At 72.7% G+C, this 18,804-nt stretch carries 19 protein-coding genes; 10 read left to right on the forward strand and 9 right to left on the reverse strand.

Translation table 11 applies throughout. The annotated features are described in order from the left end of the window. Positions 1-23: 23 nt before the first annotated feature. Genes JAV76_RS11785 through JAV76_RS11795 form a run of 3 tightly spaced genes read left to right on the forward strand, consistent with a single transcriptional unit; the run spans position 24 to position 2,814 of the window. Positions 24-1,148 (forward strand): calcium/sodium antiporter, encoded by a 1,125-nt coding sequence (locus tag JAV76_RS11785; RefSeq protein ID WP_198734254.1) that lies wholly within the window; start codon positions 24-26, stop codon positions 1,146-1,148. Between the two features lie 56 nt (positions 1,149-1,204). After that, positions 1,205-1,819: an RNA polymerase sigma factor gene (locus JAV76_RS11790; protein ID WP_307844183.1), complete on the forward strand. Its 615-nt coding sequence runs from the start codon at positions 1,205-1,207 to the stop codon at positions 1,817-1,819. Further along, complete coding sequence (locus JAV76_RS11795; RefSeq protein ID WP_198734256.1) at positions 1,816-2,814, forward strand: hypothetical protein; 999 nt, start codon at positions 1,816-1,818, stop codon at positions 2,812-2,814. Before JAV76_RS11790 ends, JAV76_RS11795 begins: the two co-directional genes overlap by 4 nt. A 1-nt stretch (position 2,815) precedes the next feature. Here the strand turns inward: JAV76_RS11795 and JAV76_RS11800 are convergent, their stop codons facing one another. Beyond that, positions 2,816-4,357, reverse strand: a complete 1,542-nt coding sequence (locus tag JAV76_RS11800; protein ID WP_198734257.1) for a SulP family inorganic anion transporter — start codon at positions 4,355-4,357, stop codon at positions 2,816-2,818. 240 nt (positions 4,358-4,597) lie between these two features. Between JAV76_RS11800 and JAV76_RS11805 the strand changes: the two genes are divergently transcribed. Next, positions 4,598-4,951 carry a MerR family transcriptional regulator gene (locus tag JAV76_RS11805; protein WP_230402231.1) on the forward strand — a complete coding sequence of 118 codons (354 nt, stop codon included), beginning with the start codon at positions 4,598-4,600 and terminating at the stop codon, positions 4,949-4,951. Between the two features lie 24 nt (positions 4,952-4,975). Here JAV76_RS11805 and hemC read toward each other — a convergent pair whose 3' ends face one another. The 3 genes from hemC to hemE all read right to left on the reverse strand — a co-directional run bounded on the left by hemC (position 4,976) and on the right by hemE (position 8,589). Next, positions 4,976-5,902, reverse strand: a complete 927-nt coding sequence (gene hemC, locus JAV76_RS11810; protein ID WP_198734259.1) for a hydroxymethylbilane synthase — start codon at positions 5,900-5,902, stop codon at positions 4,976-4,978. A 138-nt stretch (positions 5,903-6,040) separates the two neighbouring features. Further along, positions 6,041-7,516 (reverse strand): protoporphyrinogen oxidase, encoded by a 1,476-nt coding sequence (gene hemG / locus JAV76_RS11815; RefSeq protein WP_307844184.1) that lies wholly within the window; start codon positions 7,514-7,516, stop codon positions 6,041-6,043. Positions 7,517-7,527: 11 nt separating this feature from the next. Next, the gene (hemE, locus tag JAV76_RS11820) at positions 7,528-8,589 is read right to left on the reverse strand and encodes a uroporphyrinogen decarboxylase (RefSeq protein ID WP_198734260.1); all 1,062 of its coding nucleotides are present in this window, start codon (positions 8,587-8,589) and stop codon (positions 7,528-7,530) included. Positions 8,590-8,646: 57 nt separating this feature from the next. On the opposite strand from hemE, the gene JAV76_RS11825 reads away from it, so the two are divergent. Continuing rightward, on the forward strand, positions 8,647-10,080 hold the full coding sequence (locus JAV76_RS11825) for a glutamyl-tRNA reductase (RefSeq protein WP_268922556.1): 1,434 nt from the start codon (positions 8,647-8,649) through the stop codon (positions 10,078-10,080). 16 nt (positions 10,081-10,096) lie between these two features. Here JAV76_RS11825 and JAV76_RS11830 read toward each other — a convergent pair whose 3' ends face one another. From JAV76_RS11830 to JAV76_RS11840, 3 genes are read right to left on the reverse strand one after another with little or no spacing between them, the layout of a single operon-like run. Then, complete coding sequence (locus tag JAV76_RS11830) at positions 10,097-10,606, reverse strand: DUF4333 domain-containing protein (RefSeq protein WP_198734262.1); 510 nt, start codon at positions 10,604-10,606, stop codon at positions 10,097-10,099. Further along, positions 10,606-11,541, reverse strand: coding sequence for a hypothetical protein (locus tag JAV76_RS11835; protein WP_198734263.1), 936 nt, complete (start codon positions 11,539-11,541; stop codon positions 10,606-10,608). The genes JAV76_RS11830 and JAV76_RS11835 overlap by 1 nt, the downstream gene beginning before the upstream one ends. After that, on the reverse strand, positions 11,538-12,653 hold the full coding sequence (locus JAV76_RS11840) for a trypsin-like serine peptidase (protein ID WP_198734264.1): 1,116 nt from the start codon (positions 12,651-12,653) through the stop codon (positions 11,538-11,540). The genes JAV76_RS11835 and JAV76_RS11840 overlap by 4 nt, the downstream gene beginning before the upstream one ends. Before the next feature lie 183 nt (positions 12,654-12,836). Here JAV76_RS11840 and JAV76_RS11845 point away from each other — a divergent pair, with 183 nt between their 5' ends. Beyond that, positions 12,837-13,058: a hypothetical protein gene (locus JAV76_RS11845; protein WP_198734265.1), complete on the forward strand. Its 222-nt coding sequence runs from the start codon at positions 12,837-12,839 to the stop codon at positions 13,056-13,058. A gap of 35 nt (positions 13,059-13,093) precedes the next feature. Here JAV76_RS11845 and purB read toward each other — a convergent pair whose 3' ends face one another. Next, entirely contained in the window at positions 13,094-14,560 is a 1,467-nt protein-coding gene (gene purB / locus JAV76_RS11850; protein WP_372403552.1) for an adenylosuccinate lyase, read from the reverse strand. Between the two features lie 181 nt (positions 14,561-14,741). Between purB and JAV76_RS11855 the strand changes: the two genes are divergently transcribed. Next, a complete protein-coding gene (locus JAV76_RS11855; protein WP_198734267.1) occupies positions 14,742-14,966 on the forward strand; it encodes a hypothetical protein in 225 nt (74 codons plus the stop codon). Positions 14,967-15,009: 43 nt separating this feature from the next. Beyond that, positions 15,010-16,491 carry a hypothetical protein gene (locus tag JAV76_RS11860; protein ID WP_198734268.1) on the forward strand — a complete coding sequence of 494 codons (1,482 nt, stop codon included), beginning with the start codon at positions 15,010-15,012 and terminating at the stop codon, positions 16,489-16,491. 6 nt (positions 16,492-16,497) lie between these two features. Here the strand turns inward: JAV76_RS11860 and JAV76_RS11865 are convergent, their stop codons facing one another. After that, the gene (locus JAV76_RS11865; protein ID WP_198734269.1) at positions 16,498-16,887 is read right to left on the reverse strand and encodes a phage holin family protein; all 390 of its coding nucleotides are present in this window, start codon (positions 16,885-16,887) and stop codon (positions 16,498-16,500) included. Between JAV76_RS11865 and hisC the strand changes: the two genes are divergently transcribed. Continuing rightward, a complete protein-coding gene (hisC, locus tag JAV76_RS11870) occupies positions 16,886-18,034 on the forward strand; it encodes a histidinol-phosphate transaminase (RefSeq protein WP_372403554.1) in 1,149 nt (382 codons plus the stop codon). The genes JAV76_RS11865 and hisC overlap by 2 nt on opposite strands. 152 nt (positions 18,035-18,186) lie before the next feature. Then, positions 18,187-18,771: a DUF805 domain-containing protein gene (locus JAV76_RS11875; protein ID WP_198734271.1), complete on the forward strand. Its 585-nt coding sequence runs from the start codon at positions 18,187-18,189 to the stop codon at positions 18,769-18,771. The last annotated feature ends 33 nt before the right edge of the window (positions 18,772-18,804 follow it).

Genomic DNA, 18,804 nt, shown 5'->3' on the forward strand with positions numbered 1-18,804 from the left:
GACGGCGCAGGCATACTCGTCGCATGGATCTCCTCGACGTCGCACGCATCGTGGCCGGTCTCGTCCTGCTCGTGGGCGGTGGCGAGCTGCTCGTGCGGGGTGCGTCGTCCCTCGCGCGCCGTGCCGGGATCTCGGCGCTCGTGGTCGGGCTCACCGTGGTGTCCGCGGCGACGTCCGCCCCCGAGCTCGCGGTGAGCGTGGGAGCGGTCTTCTCCGAGGAGTCGGGGCTGGCGGTCGGGAACGTCGTCGGGTCCAACATCGCGAACGTCCTGCTGATCCTCGGTCTCTCCGCGCTCGTGGTGCCCTTGCTCGTCACCCGGCAGGTGGTGCGGTTCGACATCCCCGTCATGGTGGGGCTGTCCGTCCTGCTGCTCGTCATGGCCCTCGACGGGGGGATCAGCACCCTCGACGGGGTCGTGCTCCTCGCGGCCGTGGTCGCCTACACCGTCCTGACGATCGTGGTGGGCCGCCGACGCACCGCGGCCCCCATCCCCGTCACGGGAGGCGCCGGTGACGTCGCGACCGACGACGCCGGGGACGACGACCCGCCGGCACCTGTGCTGCGGTCCGTCGCGTTCCTCGTGGTGGGCGTGGGGCTCCTCGTCCTCGGGGCCACGTGGCTCGTGGACGGGGCGGTGAGCATCGCCACCGGGTTCGGGGTGAGCAGCCTCGTGGTGGGTCTCACCGTCGTCGCCATCGGCACGTCGCTGCCCGAGCTCGCGACCTCGATCATCGCGGTGCGCCGCGGCGAGCGCGACATGGCCGTGGGGAACATCGTGGGCAGCAACATCTTCAACATCGGACTCGTCCTGGGCCTCCCGGCGATCCTCGCCGGTGACGGCATCCCCGTGCCCGACGCCGCCGTCGCCCTCGACATCCCCCTCATGCTCGCGGCGTCCGTCGCTCTCCTGCCCGTGGCGTTCACCGGGTTCGCGATCGCCCGCTGGGAGGGGGGCGTCTTCCTCCTCCTCTACGTCGCGTACACGGCGTTCGTGGTCCTCGCCGCCACCGAGCACGACGCCCTCGACGGGTTCACCACCGCCATGGCGTGGTTCGTGCTCCCCCTCCTCGCCCTCACCCTCGTGGTGTTCACGGCCTACGAGGTGGGCCTGCGCCGAGGGCGAGCGCAGATGCACGGGCAGGTGTAACGCTCCGCGGGGTCACGGACATGTGTGGGATGACGGACCTCACACGAAAGGCCACCGTGAACTCACCGGACGAGCGGTTCACCGCACTCTTCGAACGCACCTACCACCCCCTCCTCGCCTACGCCCTGCGTCGTGTCTCCGCCCCGGCGGACGCCGCCGACGTGGTCGCCGAGACCTTCCTCGTCGCCTGGCGACGCCTCGACGAGATGCCCACGGGCGACGACGCCCGACCCTGGCTCTTCGGCGTCGCCCGGCGGGTCCTCGCCAACCTCTACCGGGGTGACCTGAGGCGCACCGCGCTCGCCGACAGGCTCCGCGAGACGCTGCCCGACGTGGTCCCACCGCGGCCCGACACCTCGCCGGTGGAGATGGCCATGTCCCGGTTGAGGGCGGACGACCAGGAGATCCTGCGCCTCGTCGCCTGGGATGAGCTGGCCCGCGACGAGATCGCCGTGGTCCTCGATGTCCCGCGTGCCACGGTGCGCGTGCGCCTGCACCGGGCGCGACGACGCCTCCTCGAGCAGATGAGGGTGCTCGCGGATGCGGAGGAGCTGCCTCGCCCCACGGATGCCGCGGGCTTGCGCCCTGAGCGGCGGGAGCGCACCGCGGTACCTGGTTCGGTCATGGACATGCGGGCTGCTGCCCGCCTCGGCGCGGAGGAGTCACGATGAGGAACGACGACGTCATGGCCCGGTTGCGCGCGGCGGACCCGCTGCGGGGGGTGGACCTCGGGACGACCGGTGTGCCTGGTAGTGACCTTCGTGAGCAGATCCTCGGGACTGCGCGGCCCGGGGGAGGGCAGGCTGCACGCCGCCGGGGGCCGCGGAGAGCGGTCGTGTCAGGGGTCGTGGCCCTAGCCTTGGTCGGTGGAGGTGCCGCCTACGCGACCTACGCGGCGAACCAGGCTCGATTCACCGGCGGTGACGGTGACGCTCCGACGTGCCTGACCGAATGGGCGGCGGAACCCCGGGGGGAGCCGGTCCCGGAGACGGATGGCGTCGCGCGTACCGGCGACGTCGTCGCCGACTGCCAGTGGTACCAGGCGCAGAGCGGCCTACCGCCGATCGAGGACCCGGTCGCCTTCCGGGCCGGTGCAGGAGGGCGGATCTACGTCGCCCCCGCAGATCAGGTGCCCGACGGTGCCACGGTCTTCCCTCCGGCGGCGGCGGAGGATGATGCGGCGATGCACGAGCTCGAGCTGACCACCTACGACGTGGTCGACGGGACGCGCTCTCGGTGCATGCCCGAGGAGGAGGCCGTGGCCGCGGCTCGTGCTGATCTCGAGAGGCTCGGACTGACCGGGTGGGACGTCGTGACCCGAGCCCCCGTCCCCGCCGACGTCCCGGGCCCGTGCGCGCGGGGGTATCTGGACCACGAGCTCTCCCTCGTGACGATCACGGTGGGCATCGAGGACCCGGACGTGCTGTGGGAGGAGCCGAAAGCCGTTGTCCTGCGAGACGCGCTCCGGGAGGGGATCTCTGAGCAGTGTGTCGGCCTCGCCGAGGCCGAGCAGGTCGTGGCGCGTGCCCTCGAGGTCATCGACGAGGACTGGGCGGGCCCGCCTGTCGTGATCGCCGACCCGGACGCCGGGTGTGCTCGGGTGGACATGCTCGTGGGGGGCGGCATCGAGATCACCGTTCACGGCCCCGCCGTCGCCTCGCCGTAGGTCAGTGCCCGCCGCCGAGCTTCCCGGCGAGACGCTCGTGGCGCTCGGCGCTGGTGGCGTCGAGGCCCACGATGGTGACGTTCTTGCCCTTGCGGTGGTACTTGGTGGTGATGGCGTCGAGGGTCGCGACGGTGGACGCGTCCCAGATGGTCGCGCCGGAGAGGTCGATGACGATGTTCTGCGGGTCGCCCGCGTAGTCGAACTGGGTGAAGAGGTCGTTGGACGACGCGAAGAACAGGGCGCCGGTCACGGCGTAGACGCGCTCGCCGTCGTCGGTGGCGTCGAGGCGGGTCACCTCGGTGAGGTGCGCGACACGGCGGGCGAAGAGCACCATCGCGACGAGCACACCGACACCCACGCCGATGGCGAGGTTGTGCGTCCACACGGTGACGATGACGGTGGCGAGCATGACGATGGTCTCGCTCCTGGGCATCCGCTTGAGGGTGTCGGGGCGGATCGAGTGCCAGTCGAAGGTGCCGACGGCGACCATGATCATCACGGCGACGAGGGCGGCCATGGGGATGATCGCGACGACGTCACCGAGCCCGACCACGAGGACGAGCAGGAACACGCCGGCGAGGAACGTGGAGATGCGGGTGCGGGCGCCCGAGGCCTTGACGTTGATCATCGTCTGACCGATCATCGCGCAGCCGCCCATGCCACCGAAGAACCCGGTGATGATGTTCGCGACGCCCTGGCCCCACGACTCGCGGGTCTTGTTCGAGTGGGTGTCGGTGACGTCGTCGACGAGCTTGGCGGTGAGGAGCGACTCGAGGATGCCCACGAGCGCCATGGCCAGCGCATAGGGCGCGATGATCTGGAGGGTCTCGAGGTTCAGGGGCACGTCGGGGAGGAACAGGGCGGGCAGGCTGTCGGGGAGCTCGCCCTCGTCGCCGACGGTGGGGACGGCGATCGCGGCGGCCACGGTCACGATCGTGAGGAGGACGATGGCGACGAGCGGTGCCGGAACCACCTTCGTGAGGCGCGGCATGAACACCATGATCGCGATCCCTGCGGCGATGAGCGGGTACACGACCCAGGGCACGTCGACCATGTGCGGGATCTGCGACGTGAAGATGAGGATGGCGAGGGCATTGACGAACCCGACCATCACGGAGCGCGGGATGAAGCGCATGAGCTTGGCGATGCCGACGACCCCGAGGACCACCTGGAGCACCCCGGCGAGGATGACGGTGGCGATGAGGTACTCGACGCCGTGGTCGCGCACCACGGGCGCGACGACGAGCGCGACGGCGCCGGTCGCGGCCGAGATCATGGCGGGCCGCCCGCCGAGGAACGCGATGGACACGGCCATCGTGAAGGACGCGAAGAGCCCGAGGCGGGGGTCCACGCCGGCGATGATCGAGAAGGCGATGGCCTCGGGGATGAGCGCCAGGGCGACGACGAGGCCGGCGAGGACCTCGACCTTGAGGCGCCTGGGGGAGCGGAGCGCGGCCATGACGGAGTGGACCTCGTCGGCCTCCGGCGGTGCGACGGGCCTGGGTGTGGGGGCGGGCGTGGGGGCGGCGTCGGGTGACGACATGGGTGTCCGTTCGGTCGGCCCGCGTCCTGGTCTCCGGGACGGCGGGCATGTGCAAGGTCGGGTCGCGCGGCGCGAGGTGTCACGCAGGCGCGGAGGCTGGTGTGTCGCAGCACGATCTGACGGCGCAACACGTCAGACCCTACCCTAACGTGAGGGTAGGGTTGCGGGATGAACGCGAGCCCCACGACCGCCGCCCCGCCGAGCGACACCGCGCCTGCACCGCACGAGGACCGCGCGACCATGCACATCGGCGCCGTCGCGGAGCGCACCGGGCTGTCCCTGCGGACGCTGCGCCACTACGACGACGTGGAGCTCGTCCGGCCCTCGGAGCGGACCGAGGGCGGCTTCCGCCTGTACACCGAGGGCGACGTGGACCGCCTCCTCCTCGTGCGGCGCATGAAGCCGCTCGGGTTCAGCCTCGAGGAGATGGCCGACCTCCTGCGCGTGGTCGACGGCTCGGCCGCCGAGGGCGAGGACCTCGACGTCCGCCTCGCGGGGTTCGTCCAGGCCGCGCGCGAGCGTCGGGAGAAGCTCGCCCGGACCCTCGCGATGGCCGACGAGTTCATCGACCTGCTCGAGGCCCGCAGCCGCTAGCCCGCACGGTCCTCGATGCGGCCGTCAGACGAAGTCGGCCGCGCCCTGCGCGAGGAAGTGGTCGGCGACCTCCACGCCGAGCCCGCGGGCGACGTCGTGCGCCGTCTCCGTGACCTCGACGGACCCGGAGTGCACCAGGTGCTCGCTGCCGTCGGGCCGCGCGACCACGGCGGCGAGCGAGAGGAGCCCGTCGACGAGGCGTGCGTGCGTGCCCACCGGCGCGGCGCACCCGGCCTCGAGCCGGGCCAGCAGGGCCCGCTCGGCGAGGACCGCGAGGTGCGTCGGTGCGTCGTCGAGGGACTCGAACGCCTCACGGAGCGACTCGTCGGACTCGAGGTCCGCGGCGCGGCACTCGACGGCGAGCGCGCCCTGCCCCGGGGCGGGGGCCATGACGGCGAGGTCGATGAGCTCGGTGATCGCGTCCGACCGCCCCAGGCGGTTGAGGCCTGCGGCGGCGAGCACGACGGCGTCGAGGTCGTCGGTGATGCGCGCCAGGCGCGTGTCGACGTTGCCGCGGATGTCGACGATCTCGAGGTCGGGGCGGGCGAGCCGGAGCTGCGCGGCGCGCCGGGGTGAGCCGGTACCGACCTTCGCTCCGTGGGGGAGGTCCGCCAGGCGGAGGCCGTCGCGCGCGCAGAGCGCGTCGCGGGGGTCCTCCCGGAGCGGGGTGACGTGGGTGAGCCCGGGGAAGTCCGCCGTGGGCAGGTCCTTGAGGGAGTGGACGGCGACGTCGCACCGGTCCTCGAGGAGCGCGTCGCGCAGCGCGGTGACGAACACACCCGTGCCGCCCATCTGGCTGAGGGATCCTCCGCGCACGTCGCCCTCGGTTCGGATGCGGACGATCTCGACGTCGCGCCCGGTGAGCTCGCGGAGCTCGTCGGCGACGAGGCCGGTCTGGGTGAGGGCGAGGGCGCTGCCGCGCGTGCCGACGCGCAAAGGGCTTCTGGTCACAGGTCCAGTGTGCTCCCCGGATGCCCGTTTCGTCGAAAGGTGTGCCCCGTCACAAGCGGTTCTGACAAGCGGTCAGAATCGACCGGGTGAATACGGCACAAGAATGTTGTCGAAATGACAGGTCGACATTTCCGATGTCTATTTCAGGGCGTTTTCCACGGACTGTGCCACGGAGCGCGCGTGCGGCACCACGGCCGCCAGGCCCGTGCCCGCGACCCATGCCCCGGTGACCTCCAGCCCGGGCACCTCCGCGACGTCCGAGGTCAGGCGCGCGGCGCGCTCCCGGACCGCCGGGGTCGGCGGGGGCAGCGCGTCGTCCCACCGCGTCACGACCGACCCCTCGACGGCGGGACCCGCGACGTCGATCCCGTAGAGCGCCTCGACGTCGCGCAGCGCACGGGCCACGAGAGCGTCGTCCGTCGCGCCCCGCACGTCGTCCTCGTCGAGGCCCCCGCCGCGCCCGTAGCTCAGGCGCACCACGTGGGCGTCCGCCCCGAGCGTGTCCGTGACGATCTGGCGCAGCCACGGCCACTTGGCCGTCGCGTGGGTCGACGCCTTGGCGCCCACACCGGAGCCGGGCGCGACCAGCAGCCCCGTGCCTCGCGGGGCCGCGTCGAGCGCCGGTGTCCGCAGCAGCAGCGTCACCAGCCGGATGTCCGTGCCCCGGGCTGGCTCTGCGCCCTCGACGTCCACGAGGCCGTCGAGCAGGCGGGTGGCGGCACGCCCCGTCGTGGCGACCACGACGGCCCGCGCCCGCACCTGCGACCCGTCCGCGGTGCGCACCACCCAGCCCACGCCGTCGCGCTCCACCCGTTCCACCGGCGTCGACAGCCGGACCTCGCCGCCCTGCTCCACGACGGACCGCGCAAGCGCCGACACGAGGCCGTGCAGCCCGCCCGCGATCCCGCGGACGGCGGAACCCGCCGGAGCCTGCGCGCGCAACGAGCGCACAGCAGCGGTGAGCGACCCCGTGCGCTCGTAGGCGGCGCGCAGACCGGGCGCCACCGAGTCCACCGACAGCAGCGCCGGGTCCGACGAGTGCACACCGCCCGCGACGGGCGTCACCAGCCGGTCCAGGACGCGACGGCCCAGGCGCGAGCGGACGAACGCCGCGAGGTCCGAGGTGTCCACCCTGCTCGCGGGGAGGACGGTGTCGAGGCTCGCCCGCAGGGCACCGAGCACGCCGATGGCCCGACGCGTGTCCGCGGCCCACGGCAGGCCCGGGATGCCGAGGACCCCCGTGCCCGGTAGCGGGAACGCCCGGCCTGCACCGCCTCGGCCGCCCATGCCGCTGCGGTCCGGCACGTAGCCCCACGCCGACAGGCTGCTCGGCGTCACCGGCTCCAGCCCCAGCTCGGCGACGAGCTCCGCGACCGCCGTGCTCCGCACGGCGTACGACTCCGCGCCCACATCGACCGGCACACCGGCGAGCTCGCCCGGCGCGAGGTAGCCGCCCGGCACCGGCGACGCCTCGAGGACCAGCGGGCGCCGCCCGGCGAGGGAGTGCGCCACCGTGAGGCCCGCGACTCCGGCCCCCACGACGACGACGTCCACGTCGTCCACGTCGTCCGTGCCTCCCGGTCGCCCCGCCCCGTGCTCCGCGTGCTCGGTCACCGTCCGGCCTCTCAGAGGGAGTGGACGAGCTCGACGACCCGCGTGAGGACGTCGGGGTCCGTCTCCGGCGGCACCCCGTGCCCGAGGTTCACCACGTGCGCCGGAGCGGACCGGCCGCGCTCCACCACGTCGCGCACGTGCGCCTCGAGGACCGGCCACGGCGCGCCGAGGAGCGCCGGGTCGACGTTCCCCTGGAGCGGTGCGCGCCCACCGAGGACGGCGTTCGCCTCGTCGAGGGGCGTCCGGTAGTCGACGCCCATGACGTCCGCCCCGACGTCGCGCATGGCGCCCAGGAGGTGCCCCGTGCCCGTCCCGAAGTGGACGACGGAGACCGGCAGGTCCGCGACGTGCGTGAGCGCGCGTGCCGACGACGGTGCGACGTGCGTGACGTAGTCCGCGAGCCCCAGGCTGCCCGCCCAGGAGTCGAACAGCTGGGTGGCGCTCGCCCCGGCGAGGGCCTGCCCACGGAGGAACCGGCCGCTCACGTCCGCCGCCCAGGTGGTCAACCGGGCCCACGACTCGGGGTCCGCGTGCATCATGGTCCGCGCTGCGAGGTGGTCGCGCGACGGGCGCCCCTCGACCATGTACGCCGCGAGCGTGAAGGGTGCACCGGCGAAACCGATGAGCGGCGTGCCGCCCAGCTCGGCGACCGTGAGCGCCACGGCCTCGAGCACCGGGGCCATCGCCTCGTCGGTGAGCTCGCGCTCGACGAGCCGGTCCACCTGCTCCGGGGTGCGCACGGCCTCTCCGAGGACGGGCCCCACACCGGCCGCGATGTCGACGTCCACGCCCGCCAGGCGCAGCGGCACGACGATGTCCGAGAAGAAGATCGCCGCGTCGACCTTGTGCCGGCGGACGGGCTGGAGTGTGATCTCGCTCGCAAGCGAGGGGGTCAGGCAGGACTCGAGCATGCCCGTCCCGCGGCGCGCCTCCCGGTACTCGGGGAGGGACCTGCCGGCCTGTCGCATGAACCAGATCGGCGTGATCTCGGGGCGCTCGCCCCGAAATGCGCGGACGAGCGGTGCGTCGGTGGTGCGACCGTCGACGAGCGGGTGGCTGCTGGGAAGATTCACACGGTCGATTCTGCCTTTCCCGGGGCTGAATGATTAAATCGAACCGCTGTGGTTCTCATGTCGATGACTGCAAGCCACCACGAGCTCGACCTCGAGGCGCTCGAGCAGCTGTCCACCGGCGCGCACTCGATGGGCACCTCGGCCGTGCAGGCTTGCGAGATGATCACCGGTGCCGTCGTGCTCGCGACGTGCAACCGGTTCGAGGTGTACCTCGACGTCGCCGAACCCCCCGCGCCCCGCCCGGCCGTGACCGAGCGCGAGCTCCAGCACGCGGCCGACGAGATCGCCCGCCTCATCGCCGACGCGTCCGGCGTGCGCCCGGACGTCGCCCGCTCCGCCTTCACGGTCCGCAGCGGGACCGCCGTCGCCGAGCACCTCTTCTCCGTCGCCTCCGGCCTCGACTCCATGGTGGTCGGGGAGCGCGAGATCTCCGGGCAGGTGAGGCGCGCCCTCGACTCCGCGCACGACGCCCGGACCACGAGCGCCCGCCTCGAGCGGCTCTTCCAGCGGGCGTCGCGCACCTCCAAGCGCGTGGGTCACGAGACCCACCTGGGCGCCGACGGGCGTTCCGTCGTCTCGGTGGGCCTGGACCTCGCCGAGGCGAGCCTCCCGCCGTGGCGCCAGGCAGGCGTCGTCGTCGTCGGGACCGGGGCGTACGCGGGGGCGACCGTCGCCGCGCTGCGCGCCCGCGGCTGCACCGACATCTCCGTGTACTCGGCGTCCGGGCGCGCCGAGCAGTTCGCCGTCGCGCGCGGGATCGAGCCCGTCACGGACCTCGTGGACGCCCTGGGGTCGGCCGACCTGGTCGTGTCCTGCAGCGGCGCCGGCACGCGGCGCGCCCTCGTGGACGCCACCACCGAGGGGCCGGCCGCCGACGACGCCGAGCCGTCCGCCCTCGACTACATCCTCCAGACCGCGGCCGTGGTCACCGCCCGCGAGCGGGCCGCGGAGCGCGCCGGTGACGAGATGCCGGAGCGCCCCCTCGTCATCCTCGACCTCGCCCTGCACCGTGACGTCGACCCGCGGGTGGGTGACATCGACCACGTGCTCCTCATGGACCTGGGGACCGTGCGTGCGCACGCCCCCTCGACGAGCTCCGAGCCGGTGCGCCTCGCCCGCGGGATCGTCAGCGACGCGGTGCGCGACTTCGAGGACCGTGAGGCCATGCGCGCCGCGGACCGCGTGATCGTCGCCCTGCGTCAGCGCATCGAGAGCGAGGTCGACGCCGAGGTGGCGCGCTCCGCGTCGACGTTCTCCAGCGAGGCCGACGTCCGCGCCCACGAGAAGTCCCTGCGGCGGCTCGCCGGGGTGCTGCTCCACCGCGGCATCGTGCGGGTGCGCGACGCTGCCCGGCAGGGAGAACCCCTCGACGACGTCGCTGCCGAGGCGGCGCGCATCGTCACCCTCCGGCCGGGGTCGGCCGCCGTGGCGGCGTCCGCGCCGACCGGGAACCCTGCCCGGGACGAGAGCCGGGAGCGGTCGGCGGGCTGACAGCGCCCGCGTCCCGTCAGCCCGTGCCGAACTCCCCGCCCACGCGGTACTGGCCGGCGTCGTTGAGCACCACTACGGGCACCGACAGGTCGGCGCCGCCGGAGCGGAACGTGCACTCGAACTCGTCGCCCTTGCGGGCCACACGGTCCTCCGGGCACTCCACGCGCGTCGCGTCGGTGACGCCCAGCTCCTCGGTGAGCACCTCGGCCACACCGGCCTGGAGCGCGTCCCGGTCGAACGGTGCCGGGCCCGTGAGGGTGCCGGTGGCAAGGAGTGTCGCCAGCACGGACACGGTGGCGGTCGCGGCTGCGGTGACGAGCACGGTCCGCGCGCGGCGCGGACGCGGTCCTCGTGGGACGGGCGGAGCCGCAGCGCCCGGTCCGCCGTACACCCCGGGCTGGACCGGCACCCCGTACGCGGTGGGCTGGGAGGGCGCACCGTACCCGCCCACGGCCGGAGCCGGTGGAGCTGGCACGGCGTGCTGGTCGGGCCGTGGGGGTGGGCCCTGGCCGTAGGGGGTGCTCATCAGAGGTCTCCCATCCGATCGTAGAAGTCTTCAGTGCCGCGGGCCGGGATGACGGTGACGTCGTCCGTGGCGGGCAGGTCGGGGAACGCTCCGGGGTCGGCGGCACCGGTCACCTCGAAACCCACCTGGACGGCCAGGTCCTCGGCGCCGTCCGTCCCTGGGACGGTCCCGTTCATCTCCATCTTCACGAGGTTGCCGTCGGGGTCCTGCCACAGTGCGACGGGGATGAAGGTGTCGAGCATCGTCGGGGACAGCTCGTCGACGATGTCCTGGGGGAGGTGGACGAGGGAGTTGTCGACGAGGACGGCGGCGAGGGTCACCTCGGTCCTCGTGAACACCGTGCCGTCCGGTTCGACGTCCACGGAGCGGCGGGCGTCCCCACCCACGGCCGAGTCTGCGGTGTACGTGATGGCGTCGCGGATCTCGCACATCGTCTGGAAGCCGTCCACGAAGCACATCGACCGCAGGCCTGCGACGAGCGGGTCCTCACCGGGGTGGCCGTACACGGTGGGGACCTCCACCCAGGGCGTGGGCGCCAACGACGAGTAGCCGTCGCCGAGGAGCAGGTAGTCGACGTCCTCGCCGCTCACGTGCAGGGTGTCGACCGTGAAACCGGGGTCGGCATCGGTCTGCTGGATGAGGACGGACGCCGGGTTGCCGTGCAGCGAGACCACGGACTGCTGGCCGCTGTCCCGGTCACCGTAGGTGGCGTGGACGTAGGACACCCCGGTGATCGACGGTTGCGCGTCCGACCTGAACGGGTCCGACGCGTCGATGGCCGCGTCGAGGGCGGCGAGCTGTGCGTCGAAGCGTTCCGAGGCGAGGGCGTCGGCGTGGTCCCAGTCGGGGAACGCCTGCCCGTCGACCGGTTCGGGGGTGCACGCCGCGAGGAGCAGGAGCGTGGTGAGCGCGGCAAGCGCGCCACCGGCCCTCACAGGCCACCCGCATCGGTGTAGAGCTGGAGGGCCGACGCGCCGAGCGGGATCCCGCCCATGGACCCGGACGCCCCGAAGGACGTGGTGGCCACGAGGTAGCCGGAGCCGCTCTGCGGGTCGTAGTCGGTGAGCCATCCACCGCCGGACGATCCTTGCGTCATGGCGCAGTCGATGCCGAACGCCCCACGCAGGGACGTGAAGTACCGCGAGCTCGAGCAGTATCGCTGCGACCTGCCGTCGAAGGGCGGTGCCGAGGGATAGCCGATGACGACGAGCTCCTCGGTCGGTGTGCCGAAGGTGATGCCCTGGCCCCCGGTGACGTCCTGGATCTCCTGCCCGGAGTCGTCGGGGGCCATGGTGAGGAACGCGAAGTCGTACGCCCACCCCTCCCCGGTGATGGAGCCGTCGTCGGCGATCTTCGCGAGGTCGGCGAACTCCTGGGGACCGAAGGCTGCCTCCGCGCTCCAGTAGCCGTACGGTGCGGACGCCATGTCGTCGGCGTCGTCGGGCACGAAGAGCACCATCGCACCCCAGCCCGCGTCGCCCGTGAAGTCCCACAGGCAGTGGGCGGCGGTCGCGACGACGTTGCGCCCGGCGGCGCTCACGACGGTCCCGGAGCAGACGTAGTCGCCGTCGGGGAAGCTCACGTACAGGCGTCCCTGGGTGGACTCGGCGAGGCCGGTGGCGTCGAAGACGTCGCCCGCGTCGGAGTCGGGCAGCTGGGGTCCGTCGGGGCTCACCGCCCCGCTGGTGGGGTGGACGACGACTCCGGTGGCCGGGTCGGGCCGGCCGTCGAGGCCGTCGGGCTGGTCCGTGCCGCCGTCCGCCCGTCCGTCACCGGGGGAGGGGTCGCGTCCTTCGGCGTCACCGCGGCGTTCGTCCGTCCAGTAGTCGTTGACCTCCTGGGGGGTGGAGTCGTAGTCGTGCCGCAGGGACACGGTGTCGGTGGAGATCGGGGCGCCGATGGACGAGTTCTTGGCGCCTGCGACGGCGTCGCCCGTGACGGCGGGGGCGCATCCCACGACGAGGAGCCCGAGGAGTGCGCTCAGAGCGGCCGTCGACCGTGCGCGCGGACGGGCGCGCGTCGAGGAGCGTGGGGAGCGAGTGCGCATGGCGAGAATATGCCACGGATCCCGGTGGCGCCGGGAGGACCTGTGGACGGCCGCAGGGACGACCGCGTGCCGGGAACGGTGTGTGAAGCGTTTAACTTCGGCCTGATCGCTGGCGAACTGCGTATCTTGGCTCGTCTGGTGGGGAGGACTCCCCATGAGCTCGACGACGCGCAGGGGACGCACGTGACGATCAACGAGGACGCCCACGGACCGACCGACGGGGACCTGGGGGGTGGGGTGCCGGGGATGCCGGTCGTCGGGGCCGCCGCGCAGCCCGTCCCGGTGGGGAGCGAGGAGGCGCGGGCACGATACGACGCCCTGTTCGGGGACACCGCTGCGTCGACGTTCGCGGACCCCAACTACATCTGGGGAGAGATGAACGGGGCTCCCTACGACCCGACGTGACGGGTCGTAGGGAGCAGGCCAGAGGTGGCCACCGCTCAGAGGTGGTCGGCGACGAGCTTCTCGGCGAGGCCGACGTAGGAGCGCGGTGACATGCCCGCGAGGCGTTCCGCGACGTCGTCGGGCAGGCCGAGCCCGGCGACGAACTCGCGCATCTGGTCACCGGTGAGGCGCTGCCCGCGTGTGAGCTCCTTGAGGCGCTCGTACGGGTTCTCCATGCCTGCGACGCCCGCGACGGAGGCGGCGCGCATGGCGGACTGGATGGCCTCCCCGAGGACCTCCCAGTTCTCGTCGAGGTCCGCGTCGAGGAGCGTGGTGTTCACGGCGAGGGCCGTGAGGCCGCGGCGCACGTTGTCGATGGCGAGGAGCGAGTGCCCGAACGCGGGGCCGATGTTGCGCTGCGTCGTGGAGTCCGTGAGGTCGCGCTGCAGGCGGCTGGTGACGAGTGTCGCGGAGAGCGTGTCGAGGAGCGAGCACGAGATCTCGAGGTTGGCCTCGGCGTTCTCGAACCGGATGGGGTTGACCTTGTGGGGCATGGTCGACGACCCGGTGGCGCCCGCGACGGGGATCTGGGTGAAGAACCCGAGCGAGATGTACGTCCACACGTCGGTGGCGAGGTTGTGGAGGATGCGGTTGAAGCGCGCGACGTCGGCGTAGAGCTCGGCCTGCCAGTCGTGGCTCTCGATCTGCGTGGTCAGCGGGTTCCACGTGAGGCCGAGGCCCTCCACGAAGCTCCGTGACAGCGCGGGCCAGTCGGTGGTGGGCACGGCGGCGAGGTGCGCCCCGTACGTGCCGGTGGCCCCGTTGAGCTTCCCGAGGTACTCGGCGCCCTCGATGCGCCGCACCTGACGGCGCAGGCGGTGGGCGAGGACGGCGAGCTCCTTGCCGAGCGTGGTGGGCGTCGCGGGCTGGCCGTGGGTGCGGGACAGCATGGGGACGGCGGCGTGCTCGCGCGCCATGTCCGCGATCTGCTCGACGAGGGCCCGTGCGGCGGGCAGCCACACCTCGGTGACGGCGCCGCGGACCATGAGCGCGTAGGACAGGTTGTTGATGTCCTCGCTGGTGCACGCGAAGTGCACGAGCTCGCCCACGCCGGGCAGCACGGTGTCGTCGCCGAGCATGCCGGGAGCCGCCGCGAGGCGACGCTTGAGGAAGTACTCGACGGCCTTGACGTCGTGCACGGTCTCGCGCTCGATCTCCGCCATCTCCGCGATGCCGGCCCCGGCGAAGTCGGCGACGACGCCCCGCAGGTACGTCTTCTCCGCGTCGGACAGCCGGGGCGCGCCCGGGACGGCAGGGCCGTCGGGGGTGCCGTCGGTGAGCGCGACGAGCCACTCGACCTCGACGTGCAGGCGCTCACGGTTGAGGGCCGCCTCGGAGAGGTGGTCGACGAGCGGGGACACCGCGGCGCGGTACCGGCCGTCGAGGGGGCCGAGGGCGATGGGCGGCTTCACGTCCGCGAGGCTGGCGCGCTCGGACGACGGGATGGGCTGGCTCGTGGGCATGCCCCGCATTCTTCCACGGGCGGTGCACGCGGCGGGGGCCGCGTCCGGCCACGAGACGCCCTCCACAGGGGGTGCTTCCGGGCGTCGCCGCACAGATCGCGGGAAGCGGCGCCCGTCGTGCCCGCGCCCCGTCCTACGGTCCTCGACATGCCCATCCATCTCGACCCGCCGGAGGTCACCCGTGTCGCTCGCCGCCGACCTGAGCACCCTGCACTCGCGCCTGTCCCAGATCGAGGACGACGTGGCCGACGCGGTCGCGGACCTCGCGAGCGCGCACACGGCGGAGTGGGTCTCGACGGCGGCCGACGCCTACCGGTCACGCCTGACGACGGCGCAGCAGGCGCTGGCCGGCGTCGACCCCACGATCGTGCTCGCACGCAGTGCGCTGACGAACATCGACCTGTGAGCACCGGCCCGGCCCGCTGCGCCCCACCTCGCAGGAGGGTCGCATGAATGACGACGACATCATCATCCAGGTCATCGGCGGTGTCGGGGGGATCGCCGCGAGCACCCAGGACATGGAGTCGGCCGCGGCGCTCGTCCGGTCCGCGGTCCAGCACCTCGACGACGCGCGCAGTCGCTGCGCCATGATGGTCGCCGACCTCGCCCTCCTGCGCTTCCGCACCGTCCTCACGCCGTCCGCGGACGGCGACGGGAGCATGACGCGCCTGTACATCGACTCCGCGATCGACACCGTGAGCTCGCTGTCCTCGGCGCTCTCCCTGCAGGTCGCCGACCTCGAGACGCTCGCGTCGGGCGTCCTGAACGCGTCGGTCGTGTACGGGTCGGCGGAGGCGAGCGTCCAGCACCAGTACCTCGACCTCCTCGGCGGCACCTCCAGCTGGAACCCCATGCTCCACGGGCTGACGATCACCTCGGGGATCGTCCAGTCCTCGGGGACCTCGTGGAAGGACAAGGCCGCGGGTGGGCTCGGCGCGTGGATCGGCAGCTACAACCTCTTCCGCAACCCTTTCACCACACCGGGCGTGGACGACGCGGCGCGCGTCCTCAAGCCGGCGTACTCGCTCCCGACGTTCCTCGGACGCCTCGGGAGCTTCCGCCCGGGAGACTCGTGGACCACGCTCAAGGCCCCGCCGTCCGTCCTCGACCTCCAAGCCGGGCACCTCACCGAACGCCGCACCCTCGAACCGCCCGTGACGTCCGTGACCCAGGCGGCCCAGCAGATCGGGACCCTCGGCCCCGGTGGGGGCGTGCACCCCCCGGGGACGGTGAAGGTGCAGCGCATCGACCAACCCGACGGGTCCGAGACCTGGAGCGTGCTGATCCCCGGCACCGACGACTGGACGCCGGGAGCCGACAGCGTCTTCGCCGGTGAGGCCAATCTCGACCTCATGGGCTACGGGGAGGGGCGCGGCATGGATCTCGTCGAGTCGGCCCTGATGCAGGCAGGCGCGCCCGTCGGCGCCACCGTCGGCCTCTACGCCCACAGCCAGGGCGGCATCGTCGCCATGGAGCTCGCCGACGACGACACCTTCCGCCGCCGGTACACGCTGAGCAACGTCACGACCTTCGGGTCGCCCGTCGCGCACATCACGCCCGCCCAGCCCGTCCCCACCCTGCACGTCGAGAACAACCAGGAGCTCGTGTCCAGCCTCGACCAGGGCGTCTCCCCGGACCTTCTCGACCGTGTCACCGTGAGCGCCGACGTCCCCACCTCCGACGTCCTCGAGGCCCACAGCCCGTTCACCCACGCCACCGTCCTCGACACGGCGATCGCCGGCGGCGACCCCTCCGTCCTCGCGGCCGTCGAGCAGCAGGAGGCCGTGCTCGGCCGGACCCCCGGGAGCGTCGGTGCCACGAGCCTCCCGCAACGGCAGGTGGAGACCTTCTACCTGAGCCCCGGGTTCACCACGGCAGCGACCGACCCGTCAGGGGCACCGGTGTGCGTGGCGCCGCCCGGTTCCGGCTGAGGGCCGTCAGCGACGGTCGTCCTTGTCCGGGAGCAGCCCCGACAGGACGAGGTTCACCACCGAGACGATCAGGGCCGCGACCACCGCCCACCAGAAGCCGTCGACCCGCAGGCCCCAGTCGGTCTGCCCCGTGATCCACTCGGTGAGCAGGATCATCAGGGCGTTCACCACCAGCGTGAACAGCCCGAGCGTGACGATGTACAGGGGGAACGCGAAGAACTGGACCACCGGCTTGACGACCGCGTTCACCAGACCGAAGACCAGGGCGACGGCGAGGAAGACGACCACCCGCCCGCCCGTCGTGTCACCACCCAGGACCTCGAGGTGCTCCCCGAGGGCCATGGAGGCCACCCAGAACGCGACAGCACTGATGACCACCCGCAGGAGAAAAGTCATGACCACGATCCTGCCACGCAGGGATGGGACACTGAAGCACGTGACCTCGCGACGCGTACCCCTCCGCCCCGCCATCGACGCGCTCCCCGCGTACGTCCCCGGGGGCCGCGCCCCCGTCGGCGCCGCCGCGTTCAAGCTCTCCTCCAACGAGAACCCGTACCCGCCGCTCGCGTCCGTCCAGGCCGCCATCATCGACGCCGCGTCCGACGTCAACCGGTACCCCGACATGTTCGCCACCGAGCTCACCGAGGCCATCGCCACCGAGCTCACCGCGACCCTCAGCGACGCCGCCCGCGACGGGGACGGCGACATCGGCCCTGACCAGGTCGTCGTCGGCAACGGGTCGGTCGCCGTCCTCGGGCACGTCGTCGAGGCTGTCGTCGACGCCGGCGACGAGGTCGTCTTCCCCTGGCGGTCGTTCGAGGCCTATCCCATCGTCGTGAGCGTCGCCGGTGGCACCTCCGTCCAGGTGCCCCTCGCCGAGCACGGCCGCATCGACCTCGACGCCATGGCCGCCGCCGTCACCGAGCGGACCCGCGTCGTCATGGTCTGCACCCCGAACAACCCCACCGGCGCCGCCGTCACCCACACCGAGCTCATGAGCTTCCTCGCCGCCGTCCCCGGCGACGTCCTCGTCGTCGTCGACGAGGCCTACCTCGAGTTCGTCCGGTGCGACGACCCCGTCGACGGACCGGCAGCGCTCGCCGCCCACCCCAACGTCGTCCTCCTGCGCACCTTCTCCAAGGCCTACGGTCTCGCCGGTCTGCGCGTCGGGTACGCCGTCGCCCGCCCGCGGGTGGCCGCCGGGATCCGCGCGGCCTCCACACCCTTCGGGGTGTCCCACGTGGCGCAGCGCGCCGCCCTCGCCTCGCTGCGGGCCAAGGACGAGCTCCTCCGTCGGGTCGACTCCATCGTCGACGAGCGCACCCGCCTCGTCGACGGCCTCCGCGCGCAGGGGTGGGACGTCCCCGACACGGAGGCGAACTTCGTGTGGCTCGCCCTGGGCGACCGCACCGGGCGCTTCGCGGCCGAGGTGCGGACCGCGGGCGTCATCGTCCGCCCGTTCGCCGGGGAGGGCGTGCGGGTGAGCGTCGGCGAGCGCGAGGCCACAGACCTCTTCCTCCGCTTCACCGCAGGCTGGCGCTGAGCCTGTCCTCGCGACGCCGCGGTCGGTCGCCGGGCGCGCCTGCTGCGGGGTGGCGCACCGGGTGATGGTGCGATCTCCCCGTTCCGGAGCGGGGCTCGGAGGGCGTACCTTGTCCCCGGCGCACCCGCGCCCCGCCCTCTGAACGGAGCCTGATGGACAACGACAGCGCCAACGCCCTCGCAGGAGGGTTCGTCATCTTCTTCGCCCTCCTGTACATCGCGATCATCGTCGGTGTCGGTTTCCTGTACGCCCGTCTCGTCGGGAAGACGGGGTACCCGTGGCCGTGGATGTTCATCCTGCTCGTGCCGGGCGCCAACCTCGTGTTCATGCTCATCTTCGTCCTCAAGGAGTGGCCCATCCAGGAGGAGCTCGCGGCGACGCGCCGCGCCCTCGCGGAGGCCACGGGCAGTCCCTTCCCCCCGGGACGGGTGCCCGGCATCTACCCCGGGTCCCCCTCGCTCGCGGCCACCATCACGGCGGCCCAGGGCGGCGGGTTCGGCAGCGGCTACGACGGGGGCGGCTTCGGGAGCTACGGCTACGCGGGTCCGGGTCAGACGGCTCAGCCCTACGGCGGGTCGAGCTACGATGCGCAGCCGTACGCGGCGCCCGGCTTCGGGACCCCCGGCCCCTCGGAGCCGCAGCCCGGTGGGTTCGGCTCCGTCACCAAGCCCGGTGACGACCAGCAGAACCCCGAGCCGGGCACCGCCTCCGACAACCCGTACGGACCCAAGTCCTGACACGTCCGCCCACGCACGACGCCCCGCTTGTCG

The sequence above is a fragment of the Sanguibacter suaedae genome, from assembly GCF_016342785.1.
Classification (GTDB): domain Bacteria; phylum Actinomycetota; class Actinomycetes; order Actinomycetales; family Cellulomonadaceae; genus Sanguibacter; species Sanguibacter suaedae.